Raw genomic sequence first — 16,391 nt, 5'->3', positions numbered from 1 at the left:
CGTGACCGCCGCGCCGGACAGGGACGGTCCGGACGGGGAAGCGTCGGACGGTGGCCGCTACGGTGAGGCCGTCTTCCGTCCCGAGCAGGAGGGTGAGGGCGAGCGCATCGACTTCGGCGCCCTCGCCTACGACGAGATCACCATGGCGCGGCTGCGGGCCCTCGGGGTCGGTCCGGGGTGGCGCTGCCTCGACGTGGGCGCCGGCACGGGGACGGTCTCCCGTCGGCTGCTCGGCGAAGCCGGGGTGGCGAGCGTTCTCGCCGTGGACCGCGACGTACGTTTCCTCACGGAGCGGCCCGTACCCGGGCTCGACGTGCGGGAGGCCGACGTCACCGCCCTGGACTTCGCGCCCGGCCGGTTCCGGCTCGTCCACGCGCGCTTCGTACTGATGCACCTGCCCGAGCACGAGCGCCTGATCGCTCACCTGGCCGAACTCGTCTCGCCGGGCGGCGTGTTGGTACTCAGCGATGCCGTCGACCTCACGAGCGACCGGACGCCTCCGACGCCGTACACCACGGTGATGCGTGCGATGTGGCAAGGGCTGCGGGCCACCATCGGCACCGACGTCTCCTGGGTGCCGTCATACCCCCGACTGCTGCGCGGCGCGGGGCTCGCACGCGTCGCCGCCGAGATCCATGTGCCCCCGCTGCTGCCCGGCAGTCCCCTCAGCCGCTTCTGGGCGGACACGTGGGAGCGGAGCAGGGCCGCACTGCTCGCCACCGGTCTCGTCGACGACGCCGCCGTCGATGGGGCGGTCCGCTACCTGGCCTCCGACGACTGTGCCGCACTGTCGGCCGGCATGCTCACCGCCTGGGGATGGAAACCGGCGGAGACCGCCCCACGGTGACCCGCCCTCCCTTCGGCCGCGCTCACCGGAGTGCGGGGATCGTCTGTACGGCGGCCGCCCTCGCGGGCCGAGGCCTGCGCTTCATCGCTCCTCCACATCCGAGGGCTTCCGCCCGCCGTCCGGCCCGCACGGATGACGGCCTGATCCCCGTGGGGACCGAACAGGTGCAGGATCTCCACCGCTTCGCGGCCGGCGGGGCCGAACCAGTGGGGTTCGCCGGTGTCGAGCTCGGCCACCTCGCCCGGCCGGAGGGTTCCCTCGCGTTCCCTCAGGATGAGGCGGAGCTCCCCGGCGAGCACGTAGAGCCATTCGCAACCGGAGTCCCGCGGGGAGCGCGTCCGGCGCCTCGACCTGCCCGGCCAGGTGCTGCTCACCACGGTCCTCTGCCTCTCCGTGGGACTTCTCATCGAGGGGCCCCGCCTCGGCTGGACGTCGCCCGTGGCCCTTGCCGGTTACGCCCTGACCGCGGCGGCCACGGCCGCCTTCGTCCTCGTCGAGCTGCGTCGCGGCGAGCCCCTGATGGACCTCGCGCTCTTCCGTCGTCCGCCGTTCGTCACGGCGGTGCTCGGCGCGACGGCGGTGTTCGTCGCGCTGAACGTGACCCTCCTGCTCAACACCTTCCACCTCCAGCACACCCGAGGCTGGACCCCGCTCGCGGCGGGCGCCGCGACCCTGCCCATGGCGCTCGGGGCCACGCTGTGCGCGCCCTGGTCCGGCACGCTGGTCGGTCGTCTCGGCCCGCGCCGTCCGCTGCTTCTCGCGGGCGGATTCACCGCGGCCGGCGGTCTGTGCCTGGTGAGCCTGGACCAGGACACGAGCGTGTCGCTGATCCTCCTCGCCCTCCTGCTGACCGGCATCGGGTTCGGCTTCGCCAACGCCCCCTTGACCGACACCGCGGTCAGCGGTCCGCCGCCGTCGCGGGCCGGAGTGGCGGGGGCGATCACCTCCACCGCGCGCCAGTTCGGTGCGGCGGTCGGCATCGCGGTCGCCGGCGGCCTGGTAGCGGGCGCCGGCCCCGTCGACCTCGCCGCAGAGAGCCGTCCGGGCTGGCTGCTCGTATCGGCCTGCGGACTCTTCCTCCTCGTCGCGGCCCGCGCAGCGGGCCCCCGCCCGGCCCGGCCCGCTCGCCCAGCCCGACGATAGGTTGCGCGGCGGGACCGACGCGTGAGGCGGTGGGGGGCCCGGGGCGGCGCCCCTCATCGGCGTAATCGGGAGGCGATACGGGTGAGCGTTGCGGAACACTTCGCCGGGTGATCGTGATGCAGCCCGTCCTGGAGATGTACGCACCTGACGGCTTCGACCTCTGGCCTGTCGCTGCGGTCGAGCCGTTCGGCTTTCTGCCTCTCAGCGGCGAGCTCTCACCGGCTGAGGTCGGGGCCGCGGTGATGCGCATCGCCGGCTGCAACGACATCGACCCCGACGGGGACCGCCCGCCTCGGCCCACCGACGCGCTCGGCTCGTTCCTGCACGGACTGCTCACGTTCGACACCCTCTTCGCCGCCGGCGGCCTGCGGGTCACCGACCACTCCACGGGCGTCGTCTTCCAGCCCGGGTGCTGTGACGGTCTTGAGGACTGGCGTGACTGGGACCGGTTCATCGACGACGGCAGCCCGCTCGGTTTCGGCCACGACCCCGTGTCACCGGTTGCGGAGCGCTTCGGCGACACCGTCCGGCTCACTGTCAACGCCGACCAGAGTGACAGTCCGGTGATCGAGCTGTCCGTCGCCGAGCTCCGCGGTCTGCTCGCCGGTGCCGAGCGCGACCTGGCCGGCTTCCTGGTTCTGGCGGGCCGTTGGGCCGCCTCGTACCTGCCCGGCCGCTGCGCTGCCGTGACGGCCGCCCTCGCCCGCGTCGTCGGTCTTCCCTCGCCGACCGGACCGGCGGAGGCGGAGGCGCAGGCGCAGGCGTAGGACGACGGTCCACGTGTACGCCGTCAAGTGAGCGCGTCGATGAGCATGAAGGCCGCCACCGTCAGCAGGACGACGGCGAAGGCGCGCTGCAGCAGGGTGCCGGTGATCTTCGCGGCCAGGCGTCTGCCGTCCCAGGCGCCGAGGACTGCGGCGCCGGTGAAGGGGGCTATGACGGCCCATTCGATGCCGGCGGTGGTGGCTCCGCGAGTGGCCAGCGAGGCCAGCGAGTTCGTCGAGATGACCAGGAGGCTGGTGCCGACGGCGGCCCGCATCTCGAACGCCAGTACGGTGACCAGCGCCGGGACGGCGAGGAAGCCTCCGCCGACCCCGAGCAGCCCGGTCAGCGCGCCCAGACCGGCGCCGGCGCCGGCGGCCTTGACGGGTGTTGCCGTGTCCCGCGTCCGGCCCACGGCGGCGCGGCCCGGGCGCAGCATCCTGGCGGCGGCGAGTGCGGCGACGGCGGCGAAGCCGGCGGTCAGTACCGGCTGCGGCAGGCGGGCGGCGGCGGCCCCGGCCGCCGCGGCGGGCAGGAGTCCGGCCGCGGCGAGGAGGGAACCGGCTTTCCAGCGGACGTTGCCGGCGCGGGCGTGGGCGTAGAGCGCGGTCAGCGAGGTCGCGGTGACGATGATCAGGCCCGCGGTGGTGGCGGCGGCCGGGGTGAAGCCGAGCAGGTAGATCAGTGCCGGCACCGCGAGGACGCTGCCGCCCCCGCCGAGCGCGCCGAGCGCGAGCCCGACCACGGCCCCGGCGGTCAGGGCCAGGATCAGCGCACTCACGCTATGACTCCGCCGCCACCCCGACCGGTGACCGGCAGGCCCGCCCGCGCCCATGCGATCATGCCGCCGGTGACGTCGGCGGCCTCGACGCCCCGGGCGGCCAGCAGCCTCGCGGCCTCCTGGGAACGGCGGCCGGAGCGGCAGATCGCGACCACCGCCCTGCCTTGCGCGGCGGCCGGGAGCGGTGCCCCGGCCAGCAGGCGGGAGAGCGGCAGGTGCGAGGCGCCGGGCGCGTGCCCGGCCTTCCACTCCGGCGTCTCGCGGACGTCGAGGAGAACGGCCTCGCCGTCGCCGGTCCGCTGATGGGCCTGCTGGGGGGTGAGGCGGGCTGGGCCGCGCCGGAAGAGCGAGAACATCGATCGATCGCTTTCGTGCGAGGGACGGGAGCGGCGCAGGCCGTGTCAGTCGGTGGCGTCGGGCCGGGTCGTCACGAGTCCCGCCTCGACGGCGGCGTCGAAGCCGTCGTCGACGGCGACCACGTCACGGCCTGCGGCATCGAGCAGGGACGCGGCGATCGCCGCGCGCATCCCGCCGGCGCAGTGCACCCACACCACCCCGTCCGGCACCTCACCAACGCGGCCGTGCAGTTCGTGGACCGGAATGTGGACCGAGCCGTCAACGAATCCGTCCGCGCGCTCGGAGTCGCGCCGTACGTCCAGCACCACCATCCGCCCCGGGCGTTCGCGGGCACCGGCGAGGTCGGCGAAGCGGGCTCGCGGGAAGGAGGCGAGACGCTCGCCCTCGCGGATCCAGCCGGTCGGGTCCCCGGTGGCGGCTGCGGCCGGCCGGTCGATGCCCACCCGTACCAGCTCCCGCTGTGCCGCGGCGATCTGCCCGGGCGTCTCGGCGAGCAGGGTGACGGGCTTGCCCCAGGGGATCAGCCAGGCCAGGTACGTGGCGAGCTTGCCCTCGCCCTCGAAGTTGAACGATCCGGCCACGTGCCCCTCGGCGAAGGCCGTACGGCTGCGCAGGTCCACCACCCACTCGCCCGCGGCGAGCCGGGCGGCGACCTCCTCGGCGTCCGCCCGCCGGGGCGGCGTGAGATCGACCGGCGCGGGGCCCGCGGCGTTGGCGGGGCCCATGTGGGCGTAGTAGGCGGGCACGTCGTCGAGGGCGGCGAGCATCCGGACGACGAAGGCGTCCACGTCCAGTGTCAGCGCCTCGTTGTTCCTGCGCTCCTCGCCGATCGTCGTCGCGTCCCCCGTCGCCTGGGACGAGGAGCAGAAGCTGCCGAAGCCATGGGTGGGCAGTACCGGAACCTCGTCGTCCAGCTCGTCGGCCAGCCGGTGGGCCGAGGCGTGCTGGGCGCGCGCCAGCCGCTCGGTCAGCCGAGGCTCCACCAGGTCCGGCCGGCCCACGGTGCCGATGAGCAGCGAACCGCCGGTGAACGCCGCCACACCGCGCCCGTCCTCGGTCAGGGCGTAGGAGGTGTGGTGCGGGGTGTGCCCGGGAGTGGCGAGCGCGCGCAGCACCAGGCCCTCGTCCACCGTCACGGTGTCCCCGTCGGCGACGGGAGTACGCGCGAAGGACACGTGCGCTCCGGCCGGCACCAGGTAGACGGCGCCGGTGACGCGGGCGAGTTCCAGGCCGCCGCTGACGTAGTCGTTGTGCACATGGGTCTCGGCCACGAACGCGATGCGCACGCCGCGGCGGGCCGCTGCGGCGATGACGCGGTCGATGTCGCGCGGCGGGTCGATGACCACGGCGGCATCGGGTCCGCCGGCCAGGTAGCTGCGGTTGCCCAGGCCCTCGAACTCCATGGTGTCGACGAAGAACACGACTCACGACTCCTCACGTATGTACCCCCGGGGGTATCGGACACTCTTACCCTAACAGCTATACCCGAGGGGGTATGGGACCCGGGGTCCCCGAGCACCTCGGCGTCGCGGGGCGCTCGGTGTCGCGTCGCGGGCGCCCGGTGTCACGGAGCGCCCCGTCACAGACGCAACCAGGGCTCGGCGACGCCGGTACGCGGACGGCCGGCCGGCCCGGCAGTACGCGCGCCCGTACTCCCCCGATGCCCCTGGACGAAGCAGGTGAACGCGAACCGAAGGGATCTCCGCCGGCACGACCGGGACCACGCGCAGCCCGTCGCGGTCCGGCTTCCAGGCCGGTGATCCCGCGCTCGACGAGGTCGACCGTCTCGGCCATCGCACTGAGGGTGGATTGCCCTCGCCGGTCGTTCCGCCCTGGACGTCAGCCACGTCGGCGAACAGCGCATCTCGCGGTAGCGCCAGACGTCGGCGCGGGCGTCGTGACCCTGCAGGAGCGATCCGCGACCTGGCGCCCACCCCCTGGCCGCCCGTCTTGCCCGCGCCGTCGAGGGCGTCGTGGACGTGCGGTGCGAGCTCGCCTCCGCACCGAACCAGACGCGTCACCCCGTCCCCCGTGCGGGCCGCTCGACGGCAGCGCATGATCGAAGCATGTCCGAGGTGACCACCACCGATCTGTACGAGGTCACGATGGCGCTCTCGTACCTGCGCGAGGACATGCGCGCGCCGGCCACCTTCAGCCTGTCCGTGCGCGACCTGCCGCCGGGGCGCGGGTTCCTCGTCGCCGCCGGGCTCGAACCGGCCCTCGACCACCTGTCCCGTTTCCGGGTGGGCCGCACCGACGTCCAGGAGTTCGCCGAGGTGTTGCGCCGCCCCGTGGAGGACCTCGCGCCGCTGCACGGCCTCTCCTTCGACGGGCAGGTCCGCGCCGTACCCGAAGGACGTCTCGTCCTCGCCGGTGAGCCGCTCCTGGAGGTCACCGCGCCGCTGCCGCAGGCACAGCTCGTGGAGACGTACCTGCTGGCCCTGCTCTCCCACCAGACAGCCGTCGCCTCCAAGGCGGCCCGGTGTGTCCTCGCCGCCGCAGGCCGGCCCCTGGTGGACTTCTCTCTGCGGCGCGCGCACGGGCCCGAGGCGGGCATGCAGGCGGCGCGCCTGTGCGCCCTGGTCGGATTCGCCGGCACCAGCAACGTCGCCGCCGCACGCCGGTACGGCATCCCGGCCGCCGGCACGATGGCCCACTCGTACGTCGAGGCCTTCGCCTCCGAGGAACAGGCCTTCCGCGCCTTCGCCCGTACCCACCCCGGGCCCGTGACCCTGCTCGTCGACACGTACGACACGGAGCGGGGCGTGGCGACGGCCGCGCGCGTCCTCAAGGACCTGGGCCTCGGTCCCGGGTGCGGGATCCGCCTCGACAGCGGGGACCTCGGCGAACAGGCCCGCCGGGCCCGTACCGCGCTCGACGCGGCCGGGCTCGCGGAGGTCCAGATCATCGCGAGCGGGGGCCTGGACGAGTACGCCGTCGACCGGCTCGTCCGCGAGGGGGCGCCGATCGACGCGTACGCCGTGGGCAGCAAGGTCGGTACGGCCGCCGACGCCCCGTATCTGGACGCGGCGTACAAACTGGTCGAGTACGCGCGGCGGCCCGTCATGAAGCTCTCGTCGGGGAAGGTGACGGCTCCGGGCCCGAAGCAGGTGTTCCGCGGTCCCGGTCTGCGGGACGTGATCGGCCTGGCGAACGAGGAACCGCCGGACGGTACGGAGCCGCTGCTGCGGACGGTGATGCGCGGCGGCCTGCGCACGGAGCCGCCCGACACCCCGGCGGCCGCCCGGGCGCGCTTCGAGACGGACCTCGCCGCCCTGCCGGACGAGGCCCGGCGCATCGAGCACCCGGTGGCCCCCGTACCCACGGCGTCGACCCGACTGACGGCCCTGACGGCCGTCGTCCGCCACCGGATCGAGTCGCGCACGGGCACCTCCGGCAGGAGTACGCACGCGTGACGCCGAGCCTAGGCTGCGGACCATGGCACGATTCGATGAGGTCATGGCGACGTTCTGGGATGACGGTGACTACGGCGTCCAGCAACCCCTCACGGACGAGATGGTCCGGGAAGCCGAGCGTGCGCTCGGTGTGACACTGCCCTCGGCCCTGCTAGCCCTTGAGGCCGCGCTCCGGACGGAGTGGACCGCGTCCTGGATCAGCCCCTACCGGGACATGGGACGCCAGGTCCACACCCTGGCGCGCCGCGAGCCGGCCGGGCCCGCCGCCGACGCGGTCGTGCCGCGCGTGCCGCGCGAGTCGCCGGAGGAGGGGTGACGGGCCCGGTGGTGCGCGGCGGCGGGCGGCACGCCGTGCCGGTGGACGTGCACCTGATCGCCGTACGCGACGGGGAGGGCGGACCGGAGGTGCTGCTGTCCCGGCGGGCCGGCGCCGTGTACGCCGCCGGGCACTGGCATTTTCCGTCCGGTCACGTCGACGGCCCCTTCGAGGACGTCGTCACCGCGCTGGTACGGGAGACCCGGGAGGAGACGGGCCTGGTCGTGGATCCGGACGACGTGCGCGCCGCCGTCACGGTGCATCACCGGTCGCCGGGCGGAGGCGCCCGCGTCGGGTTCTTCTTCGAGGTACGCCGCTGGGCCGGGATGCCGAGGGTCATGGAGCCCGAGGTGTGCGACGGCATGGAGTGGTTTCCGCTCGACGACCTGCCGGAGCCGATCGTGGCCTACTGCCGCGCAGGGCTCGACGCCTACCGGGCCGGTGCCGTGGTCGCGCTGCACTTCCAGGAGCCGGGGGACCCGATCGCTCACGATCCCGCGGTTCACCGGCTCCGTCTCCTTCCCGGTCACTGACCCCACCGCCCGGTCTCGCCCTGGCGGCGCGCGCCCTCATCTCCCGGCGGCCGACCAGGTGTCGAGCAGTCGGGCGAGGGCCTTGCGCGCTTGGGCGGCCTTGTCTCCGTCGCCTCTCGCGGTCGGGGCGAGCTCGACGTGGAGGAACGTGGTGCCGGCGCGCTGCGCGGCCTGGCCCTGAACGTTGGTGGTGCCCTCCAACGGGCACCGGTCGGCCCATCCCCTGCAGACGCGCAGGTCACGTCCTGCCATCAGGTCGGCCAGCGTCGCGGCCTCCGCGGGCGCCGTCTGTGCCGAGCCGGTGGAGAGGATGGCGTCGTAGGGACGGTCGGGGGTCTTCGCGAAGCCGTGCAGCTGTACGCCCGGCACGCCGCGCTTCTGCAGCTCGGTGACGATCACGTGGAACGCGCTGTCCGTGCGGTGGGCGACGTCCGCCGCGTCTCCCCGGCCCGCGGTGCGATGCGCGCCGGCGAGCACGAGCGCGCCGCCCGGGGTGTTCTCCAGGAGCCTGACCCCGAGGGATTCGGTGGCCCGGTCGGCGACCGGGTGCGGCACCTGCACGTTCCACCGGACGGCGGCGTCGGCGTGGACGTACAGCCGGCCCCATCGCTCCTGGGGGCCCCGCCCGCGGGCGGCGACCTCGCGGTAGCGCCGGCCGGACGCGGTGTCCGTGAGCGTGGTCAGCCGGAAGCCGGCGAGGGTGAGCTGTTCGTCGGCCCGCTCGACCTCGCCGTCGAGGAGGTGCCCTACGCCGCGGGCGAGCCGGTCCCGCCGCTCCTCGCCGGGGGGCGTGTACGGGTCGCGGGCCTCGGCCTGCTCGGCGTACCCGAGGATCCGGTCGTCGAGATCCACCAGCTCACGGGTGTGCGGACGCTCCGCTCCCGTCTCGTCGCTCGGCGTGGCCTGACACGCGATCAGAAGCGGAGCGATCACAGCAAGGGTCAGAAGGTGAAGAAAAAGTGATGATCTCGTAACGCCCTGCGGATAGTCGATCTTGGGACGCGTGTGAAGATCGTCCGGTGACATTCTGCGATTCTCTCCCCATCGGCCGTGCACTGACAGTGACGGCGGCTCTTGCCGTGCTCGTCACCGGCTGTGCGTCGACCCCGACGGAGTCGCGGACCAAGCCCGGCGGACGGACGTTCACCGTCGCCGCCGCCGGAGATGTTCTCATCCATCCCGAGCTGGTCGAGCAGGCCGCCGAGGACGCGGAGCGGTCGGGCAAGGGTAGCGCCGGACTGGACTTCGGCCCGCTGATGGCCGGCGTGCGGCCCGTGATCAGCAGAGCCGATCTGGCCATCTGCCACATGGAGACGCCCGTGGGGACGCCCCGCGGGCCCTTCCAGGGGTATCCGGAGTTCCTGGTGCCGCCGCAGATCCTCACCGCGTTGAAGGACGTGGGTTACGACACCTGCTCGACCGCCTCGAACCACACCTACGACCACGGGCTGAAGGCCGTCCGGCGCACCCTGGACACCATGGACCGGGTGGGGCTCGGTCACGCCGGCTCCGCGCGTACTCCCGGGGAAGCGGAGAAGACCAACATCCGCGACGTCAAGGGCGTCAAGGTCGCGCACCTCTCCTACTCGTGGGAGTCCTTCCTGAATCCCACGCCCCAGAAGGAGCGCTGGGCGTTCAACCGGGTCGGCACGGACGAGATCAAGAAGGCCGAGGCCCGGGCCCGCGAGCAGGGCGCCGAGGTGGTGATCCTCTCGGTCCACTGGGGCCTGGAGCACTACAACGAGCCGAGCCTGCCGCAGCTGGATCTGGCCGAGCGGATCACCGGGGAGACCGGGATCGATCTCGTCATCGGTCACCACGCGCACGTGGTGCAGCCGATCCAGAAGCTGAACGGCACCTGGGTCGCCTTCGGCCTGGGCAACCAGGTGGCCCGGCACTCCTCGCCCTCGGGGCTCACCGAGGAGGGGGCGCTCGGCTGGTTCGAGTTCCGGGAGACGGCATCCGGGTGGGCGGTCGACGCCCGCTACCGCACCACGCTGGTCGACATCCCTCCGGAGGTCGAACCAGGGGAGAAGCCGCCCGCGGGCGCCGTGGAGGACCACCGGCTCGTCGACGTGAGGCGGGTGCTCGACGAACCGGGCGACCTGTCCGAGGAGCGGCTCGCCCGCTACCGCCTCGCCGAGGAGCGGACTCGCGGGTTCCTCTTCAACCGGGGAGCGCCGGGGGGCGACGGCCTGGCCGAGCTCTCCCTGAAGGACTGAGCCAGTACCCAGCCCGTTTCACGCGTTCGCGGCCCCGGGCGTCCGGGTCCCGCCCCCGTGGCGGTCCCTCCGTGCGCGGCGCCGCGGGAACCAGGAAAGACGTCGCAGGAATCAGGAAAGAGCAGCAGTGACATCGAGTAAGGCCGCCAGTGCCGCGTACTCCGTGCGCGGAGGGCGGCGACGCAGCCGCCGGCGCGCGGACATGCCGCTCCTCGGCGGCATCCGTCCGCCCATCGCGGTCCTGTGCGTGCTGATCCTCGCCCTGGCCGGGCTGACGGCCAAGGTGCTCGGTCCCGGCAAGGAGGCGGTCGCGCCGAAGGCGGTGCTCTCCTCGCAGCAGTACTTCGCCGAGGACGGCGCCATCGCCCTGCGCGCCTCGATCGACGAGCGGGTCACGGACCTGGAACGCACCACGGCGGCGCTGAGCGCGGGCCGTCCGGTGAAGGCCGAGCGGATCCTGTCGGACCTGGGCCGGACGTACCAGAAGTGGACCGGCACCACCGTCCTGGACCTGGAGAGCGGAGAGGTGCTCGCCGCGCGAGGAGAAACGATTCCTCTCGCCTGGCTGGACAAGGACGTCCTCACCGGTGAGCACGCGCTGACGCCCCGCATGGTGCGGCTCGCAGCCGGCGACGTACGTCTGATGACGATGGCGGTCCTGGACTGGAAGGACCGGCCGCAGCAGCTCCTGATCGCGTCGAGCAGCCTGTCCGTCCCCGCCATCAACCTCGGCCCGTTCCGCAGCATGGCGGTCGTCGCCGAGAACGGCGAAGTCCTCGCCACGGCCGGCTTCGAGCAGGCCGAAGCGCTCAACTCCGACCAGGAGCGCCAGGAGCTGGCGTTCCTCCGCAAGCAGATGAGCCGACTGGCCGACCAGGCCGCCGCGCGGACCGAACAGCATCCCGTCCGCGCCAAGGAACCCGGCTCGCGGGGCTACCCCGGCGTCAGCGGCAGCCTCGTCGGCGGCGAGTACAACGGCCGCGTGGCCACCGCCGGATACGCCTCGCTCTCCTCCGCCGACCCCGAGGAGAAGCGGAGCCCGGCCGCCGGACTCGGACTGACGGTCGTGGCCCTGATGCCCGTGGTCCAGCAGCAGGCCACCGACCAGGGGCGCGAGCTCTTCGGGCTCGCGGCGGCCGGTGTCCTCGTCCTGCTCGGGCTGCTCGCCGCGACCGTCCTGTGGGCCACCGTCCAGCGGCCCCTGCTGCGGCTCTTCCTGGAATCGCGCCGCCTCGCCCGAGGCGATCTCACCCGGCCCGTCACCGTGCCCCGCTGGGGCGAGGCCGCCCGCATCGGCGCCGCCCTCGAACGCCTGCGCGGGCAGCTCGGCGGCGAGCCCACGGCCTCCGGCGACGCGCCGCGCCGCGGGATCCGGGTCGGCGGCCGCGGTCCGCTCGTGCTGACGGCCGGTCTGCTGCTCGTGTGGTGCGTGCCCGTCGGCCTTCTCCTCAACCGTACGGACGGGTCGGTGAGCGTGCCCACCACCATGGTCAACGACCAGCGGGACCGTACCGACCTCATCACCGACCGCCTGCGCAGGGCGCTCAACGAGGCGCAGGCCGACCTCGTCTCCACGTCCCGCCTGATCGGTGCGGACGGCGGCGACGCGGCCGGCCGCCTGCTCGACGACACCCTGGCCAAGCACCCCCGCTACCAGGCCCTCTACGTCGTCGACGCGGACGGCCGGGTCACGGCCCGCGCGGGCGGCGACCCCCACGCCTGGGCCCGCGGCGAGGACCTGCCGCTGGTCCGGGTGTCCGGGCACGGCGGCAAGGAGCCCGTCGTCCAGGCCGGCTCTCCCGTACCGGAGGGCGAGGGCGGCACCCTGGTCGGCGAGATCCGGGTGGAGTTCCTCAACTCCCTCCTTGCCCGGCCCGGCCTCGGCGAGGTCCGCGTGGTGGACTCCGCAGGCCTGACGATCGCCGCGAGCGACGGGTTCCTGGCCTTCGAGAAGCTCCCCCGCGACAGTCTCACCAGCCTCGTCCGGGCCGGCGGCGTACGGGTCGGCGCGGGCCCCGTCGAGAACGGCCTGCTCATCCGGGAGGGCGGCGGTGTCACCGTCGCCGCGGCGGCCCCGTTCTCCGGCGGCGGCGTCACCGCCGACATCGGCTGGACCGTCGTCAGCTGGCAGGACGCCGAGCGTTTCCAGATCGCCCCGTACGAGCGCGAGGACCGCAGCGTGCTCGCCGGGATGCTCGGGCTCGCCGCCGTCATCTTCTGCCTCGGCTGGATCTACCTGGTGGTCGTACGACCGCTGCGGGCCCTCGCCACCAGCGCGGAGAAGCTCGCGGACGGCGACCTCAAGACCGTGCTGTACCCCCGATACCAGGACGAGGTGGGCGCCGTCGTCCGCAGCCTCGAACTGCTGCGCCAGCAGGCGCAGGCTCACAGACACAACGAGGCGCGCCGGTCCGCGGAGCCGCGGCCCCACGCCGGCGGAAGGTGACAAGGCCGTGCTCTACCTCTACTTCGTGCTGCTGATCGGCGGGGTGTTCCTGCTGGTCGCGGGCATCGTGGAACAGCGCAGGCACTACGCCGCCCTCCACACCGTCCCCACCCGGGTGCTCGTCAACGGCATCCGGGGCAAGTCCTCCATCACCCGGCTGTGCGCGGGAGCCCTGCGCGGCGGTGGTCTCGTCACCGTCGCCAAGACGACGGGCACGGCGGCGCGCTTCATCCATCCGGACGCGACCGAGGAACCGGTCTACCGCAAGTTCGGCATCGCCAACGTGGTGGAGCAGATCGCCATCGTGCGGCGGGCCGCCTCGTACCGGCCCCACGCGCTCGTCATCGAGTGCATGGCCGTCATGCCCGCGCTGCAGGAGGTCAACCAGAGCAAGCTGATCCGCTCCACGATCGGCGTCCTGTGCAACGTCCGCGAGGACCACCTCGCCGAGATGGGCCCGACCCTGGACGACGTGGCCCGGTCGCTGTGCCGCTCGATGCCCGAGAACGGCGTCTGCGTCACGGCGGAGAAGGAGCGGTTCCACATCCTCCAGGAGGAGGCGGACGCGCGGAACTGCCGGCTCGTGTACGCGGACCCCGAAACGGTCACCGACGACGAGCTGCGCGGCTTCAGCTGGTTCACCTTCAAGGAGAACGTCGCGATCGCCCTGACCGTCGCGGAGCTGGTCGGCGTCGAGCGGCAGGTCGCCCTCCAGGGCATGTACGACGCGCCGCCGGACCCTGGTGTCCTCTCCGTGGAACGCTATGTGACGCCCGGGAACAGGCGCCTCGCCTTCGCGAACGTCTTCGCCGCGAACGACCCCGAGTCGACGCTGATGAACGTCAACCAGCTGCTCGACCTCGGCGCCGTCAGCCGTCCGCTGAACGTCGTGATCAACTGCCGGCCCGACCGCGTCGAACGCAACGGGCAGATGGGCGAGATCATCCCGGATCTGCGGCCCGACAACGTCTTCGTCATCGGACACCCCGCGAAGAGCGCCATCGACGCCATTCCCGCGCCCTGGCGGGACCGGGCGGTCGACCTGGGAGGCGAGCGGCGCGCGGCCGAGGAGTTCATGCCGGCCATGCTCGACCGGATGCCCGACGGCTCGTCGCTCGTCGCCATCGGCAACATCCACGGCCAGGGCGAGGAACTGCTCGAGTACCTCGCCGAACTCCCGGCGGACGAGAGCGGAGCCGAGGCGGGGACCGGAGCCGCGGAAGCCTCCGAGGCCGGCCCTGGACACGGGACGGGTCCCGGCCCCGTCGCCGCCTTCGCCGTCACCCCTCAGCCGATGCATCTGGACCCGTACGCCTCGTACCCCGCGGCCTACGAGGAGCGGTACCAGGTCGCCCAGACGCAGGAGATCCCCCTCGTACGGATCCCCGCCCAGGCCGCCGGCACACCTCCCGCGCCCGTCGGCCAGGAGTCCTTCGGCTGGTTCGAGCAGCCGGTACAGGAGGGCGACCGGCGGACTCCGCCCGCCTGACCCCGCCGGCCGCCGCCGACCGTCCCTCCCTCACCACCCGTACACGCGCCCGGAGCCCCTGTTGACCACCGCCGCCCTGACCCCCGAGATGGCCGCCCTGGGCATCGCCATCGGCCTGTTCTTCTCCCTGCTGTGCTACCTCACCACCAACCTCTCGCCGGGCGGGATGATCACACCGGGCTGGCTCGCACTCACCCTCATCGAGGACCTGCAGCGGGCGGCCATGGTCGTCGGTGTCACCGCCCTCACCTACGCGGGCACCAAGGTGATGCAGCGGCTGGTGATCCTCTACGGCAAGCGGCTCTTCGCCGCGGTGGTCCTCCTCGGGGTTCTGCTCCAGGCGACGGTGATGATCGTGCTCTCGCTGGAGTTTCCGCTGCTGTACGGCAACCAGACCCTCGGCTTCATCGTCCCCGGCCTGATCGCCTATCAGCTGGTCCGCCAGCCCAAGGGGCCCACCCTGCTGGCCACGGCCTCGGTGTCGCTCCTCGCCTACATCGTCGTCGCCGCCGGCCTGCTGCTCGGCGTCATGCCCGCCGTCTGAGAATCGGGGAACAACCATGGCAGGGAAGAAGAAGTCGCGCCCGCTGCTGGCGGGCCTCGTGGTCCTCGGACTCGTCGCCACCTCGGGTTACCTCACCCTGGAACTGCGCAAGCAGGAGGAACAGGGCGTCACCGAGGTGCGCGACGTCGGCGTGCTCGACGGGGCCGGCAAGCAGTCCGGCAAGCCCGCGGACGCGTCCGGTGACCGGTGGTCCCGGCTCGAGAGCCCGGCGCGCAGCGTGCTGCGCGGCGCCGACGGCCAGGTCAGGGCGGTCCTGACCGACGGCGCGCGCACCGCGAAGCTGACGGGTCCCGCCCGTACCTTCGCCGAGCCGACCTCGACCGCGTCCAAGGTCTCCACCACGGACTGGGTCCGGCTCATGCCCGAGCCGTGGACCAAGGGCGCGGAGAAGAAGAAGTGGTTCGAGGACTGGTACGCGCAGTACGCGGGGAGCGAGGAGGACGACCTCTTCGCCTTCGCCTTCCAGTACGTGGCCGGGGCGCCGCAGCAGAAGGACGGGCAGGGCGTCCCCTACGCGGGCGACGCGAACTTCGGACCGCTGAACACCGCCGGGGCCGAGGGCGGCGACCTCCGCCTCGAACAGTCCGACTTCTACGACTACCTCGGCACGCCCTACCCGTTCAGGGACGGCTCCGTCGGAACGCCGGAGGCCCTGCGCGCCCGGTCCCTGGACTGCTCCGGCTACATCCGCATGGTCCTGGGCTACCGTGCGCGCTACCCGCTGATGTCCTCGGACAGGACCGGTGACGGTCTGCCCCGCACCGCCAACGGCATGGCCCGCTCGCGGGAGGGCGTGGACGTGCTGCCGCTGACCGGCGTCGCGGCGGGGAACCGTCCGACCGCCATCGACCAGCTGCAGCCGGGCGACCTGGTCTTCTTCAAGCTCGACGCGCGCACGGGGCAGCGGCTCGACCACGTCGGCATGGTGCTCGGGCACGACACCGAGGGGCACCTGATCTTCGTGTCGAGCCGCGAGGAGGTCAACGGCCCGACCATCGGGGACGTCGGCGGGGTCTCCCGGCTCGACGGCAACGGCTACTACGCCAAGACCCTGCGCAGCGCCAAGCGCCTGTGAGGGTCGCCGTTCACGGGCGAGGCTCGCCCATCAACGGCGACCGCGGCGCAGGTCAGGCGCGGACGGGCCTCGGCGGGGCCGGTCAGGCGCGGCCGGGCCTCCGCTGGGCAGGTCAGGCGCGGCCGGGCCTCGGCGGGGCCGGTCAGGCGCGGCCGGGCCTCCGCTGGGCAGGTCAGGCGCGGCCGGGCCTCGGCGCACCGCCGCCCTGAGCCGGTCAGGCCGCCTCGTACTCGTGCGCCCGGCCGCCCCGCCATGTCACCCAGCCCGGGTCGTCGAGGAGGGCTTCGGCGTCCGGGAGACCGGCGCGCCTGAGGAACTCGATCACGTCCTCGTCACTGTGCGCCAGGCCCAGGATGGCCCCGCGTGCGGTGACGCGCCGGCCCCCCGTGGGAGAGGGCCGGTGGACGACTATCGGGACGCTGTCCATGCGTCCAGGATG

General features: G+C 73.2%; 17 protein-coding genes. 11 read left to right on the top strand and 6 right to left on the bottom strand.

Annotation, left to right across the window (positions count from 1 at the left end; translation table 11 throughout):
* The first annotated feature begins 1 nt into the window (after position 1).
* Positions 2–847, top strand: coding sequence for a methyltransferase domain-containing protein (locus ACIA8N_RS14630; protein WP_365782723.1), 846 nt, complete (start codon positions 2–4; stop codon positions 845–847).
* Here ACIA8N_RS14630 and ACIA8N_RS14625 read toward each other — a convergent pair.
* Entirely contained in the window at positions 760–1,254 is a 495-nt protein-coding gene (locus ACIA8N_RS14625) for a cupin domain-containing protein (RefSeq protein WP_365782721.1), read from the bottom strand. The genes ACIA8N_RS14630 and ACIA8N_RS14625 overlap by 88 nt on opposite strands.
* On the opposite strand from ACIA8N_RS14625, the gene ACIA8N_RS14620 reads away from it, so the two are divergent.
* Together ACIA8N_RS14620 and ACIA8N_RS14615 are read left to right on the top strand one after the other, a co-directional pair.
* Positions 1,211–1,990, top strand: a complete 780-nt coding sequence (locus ACIA8N_RS14620) for an MFS transporter (protein ID WP_365782719.1) — start codon at positions 1,211–1,213, stop codon at positions 1,988–1,990. The two genes, ACIA8N_RS14625 and ACIA8N_RS14620, sit on opposite strands and share 44 nt — an antisense overlap.
* A gap of 116 nt (positions 1,991–2,106) precedes the next feature.
* Complete coding sequence (locus tag ACIA8N_RS14615; protein ID WP_365782858.1) at positions 2,107–2,757, top strand: hypothetical protein; 651 nt, start codon at positions 2,107–2,109, stop codon at positions 2,755–2,757.
* A gap of 23 nt (positions 2,758–2,780) precedes the next feature.
* Here the strand turns inward: ACIA8N_RS14615 and ACIA8N_RS14610 are convergent, their stop codons facing one another.
* From ACIA8N_RS14610 to ACIA8N_RS14600, 3 genes are read right to left on the bottom strand one after another with little or no spacing between them, the layout of a single operon-like run.
* Entirely contained in the window at positions 2,781–3,533 is a 753-nt protein-coding gene (locus ACIA8N_RS14610; protein WP_365782717.1) for a sulfite exporter TauE/SafE family protein, read from the bottom strand.
* Positions 3,530–3,889, bottom strand: coding sequence for a rhodanese-like domain-containing protein (locus ACIA8N_RS14605; RefSeq protein WP_365782715.1), 360 nt, complete (start codon positions 3,887–3,889; stop codon positions 3,530–3,532). Before ACIA8N_RS14605 ends, ACIA8N_RS14610 begins: the two co-directional genes overlap by 4 nt.
* A gap of 45 nt (positions 3,890–3,934) precedes the next feature.
* Positions 3,935–5,311: an MBL fold metallo-hydrolase gene (locus tag ACIA8N_RS14600; RefSeq protein WP_365782713.1), complete on the bottom strand. Its 1,377-nt coding sequence runs from the start codon at positions 5,309–5,311 to the stop codon at positions 3,935–3,937.
* Between the two features lie 645 nt (positions 5,312–5,956).
* Between ACIA8N_RS14600 and ACIA8N_RS14595 the strand changes: the two genes are divergently transcribed.
* From ACIA8N_RS14595 to ACIA8N_RS14585, 3 genes are read left to right on the top strand one after another with little or no spacing between them, the layout of a single operon-like run.
* Positions 5,957–7,306, top strand: coding sequence for a nicotinate phosphoribosyltransferase (locus tag ACIA8N_RS14595; protein WP_365782711.1), 1,350 nt, complete (start codon positions 5,957–5,959; stop codon positions 7,304–7,306).
* Positions 7,307–7,328: 22 nt separating this feature from the next.
* Positions 7,329–7,622, top strand: a complete 294-nt coding sequence (locus ACIA8N_RS14590; protein WP_365782709.1) for a hypothetical protein — start codon at positions 7,329–7,331, stop codon at positions 7,620–7,622.
* Positions 7,619–8,155: an NUDIX domain-containing protein gene (locus ACIA8N_RS14585; RefSeq protein WP_365782707.1), complete on the top strand. Its 537-nt coding sequence runs from the start codon at positions 7,619–7,621 to the stop codon at positions 8,153–8,155. The genes ACIA8N_RS14590 and ACIA8N_RS14585 overlap by 4 nt, the downstream gene beginning before the upstream one ends.
* 36 nt (positions 8,156–8,191) lie before the next feature.
* Here the strand turns inward: ACIA8N_RS14585 and ACIA8N_RS14580 are convergent, their stop codons facing one another.
* Positions 8,192–9,088 (bottom strand): hypothetical protein, encoded by an 897-nt coding sequence (locus tag ACIA8N_RS14580; RefSeq protein ID WP_365782705.1) that lies wholly within the window; start codon positions 9,086–9,088, stop codon positions 8,192–8,194.
* A gap of 122 nt (positions 9,089–9,210) precedes the next feature.
* Between ACIA8N_RS14580 and ACIA8N_RS14575 the strand changes: the two genes are divergently transcribed.
* The 5 genes from ACIA8N_RS14575 to ACIA8N_RS14555 all read left to right on the top strand — a co-directional run bounded on the left by ACIA8N_RS14575 (position 9,211) and on the right by ACIA8N_RS14555 (position 15,952).
* Positions 9,211–10,377: a CapA family protein gene (locus ACIA8N_RS14575; protein ID WP_399416426.1), complete on the top strand. Its 1,167-nt coding sequence runs from the start codon at positions 9,211–9,213 to the stop codon at positions 10,375–10,377.
* A gap of 202 nt (positions 10,378–10,579) precedes the next feature.
* Positions 10,580–12,823 carry a HAMP domain-containing protein gene (locus ACIA8N_RS14570; RefSeq protein WP_365782856.1) on the top strand — a complete coding sequence of 748 codons (2,244 nt, stop codon included), beginning with the start codon at positions 10,580–10,582 and terminating at the stop codon, positions 12,821–12,823.
* Between the two features lie 7 nt (positions 12,824–12,830).
* Positions 12,831–14,312, top strand: coding sequence for a poly-gamma-glutamate synthase PgsB (gene pgsB, locus ACIA8N_RS14565; RefSeq protein WP_365782703.1), 1,482 nt, complete (start codon positions 12,831–12,833; stop codon positions 14,310–14,312).
* A 61-nt stretch (positions 14,313–14,373) separates the two neighbouring features.
* Positions 14,374–14,856, top strand: coding sequence for a poly-gamma-glutamate biosynthesis protein PgsC/CapC (locus tag ACIA8N_RS14560; protein ID WP_030214927.1), 483 nt, complete (start codon positions 14,374–14,376; stop codon positions 14,854–14,856).
* A gap of 16 nt (positions 14,857–14,872) precedes the next feature.
* Positions 14,873–15,952, top strand: a complete 1,080-nt coding sequence (locus ACIA8N_RS14555) for an NlpC/P60 family protein (RefSeq protein ID WP_365782701.1) — start codon at positions 14,873–14,875, stop codon at positions 15,950–15,952.
* A 214-nt stretch (positions 15,953–16,166) separates the two neighbouring features.
* Here ACIA8N_RS14555 and ACIA8N_RS14550 read toward each other — a convergent pair whose 3' ends face one another.
* Entirely contained in the window at positions 16,167–16,379 is a 213-nt protein-coding gene (locus ACIA8N_RS14550; RefSeq protein ID WP_365782699.1) for a hypothetical protein, read from the bottom strand.
* Between the last annotated feature and the right edge of the window lie 12 nt (positions 16,380–16,391).

Source organism: Streptomyces sp. NPDC051822, from assembly GCF_044452745.1.
Taxonomy (GTDB): domain Bacteria; phylum Actinomycetota; class Actinomycetes; order Streptomycetales; family Streptomycetaceae; genus Streptomyces.
Note: the sequence above shows the minus strand (reverse complement) of the source record. Positions and strands in the feature narration are given on the sequence as shown.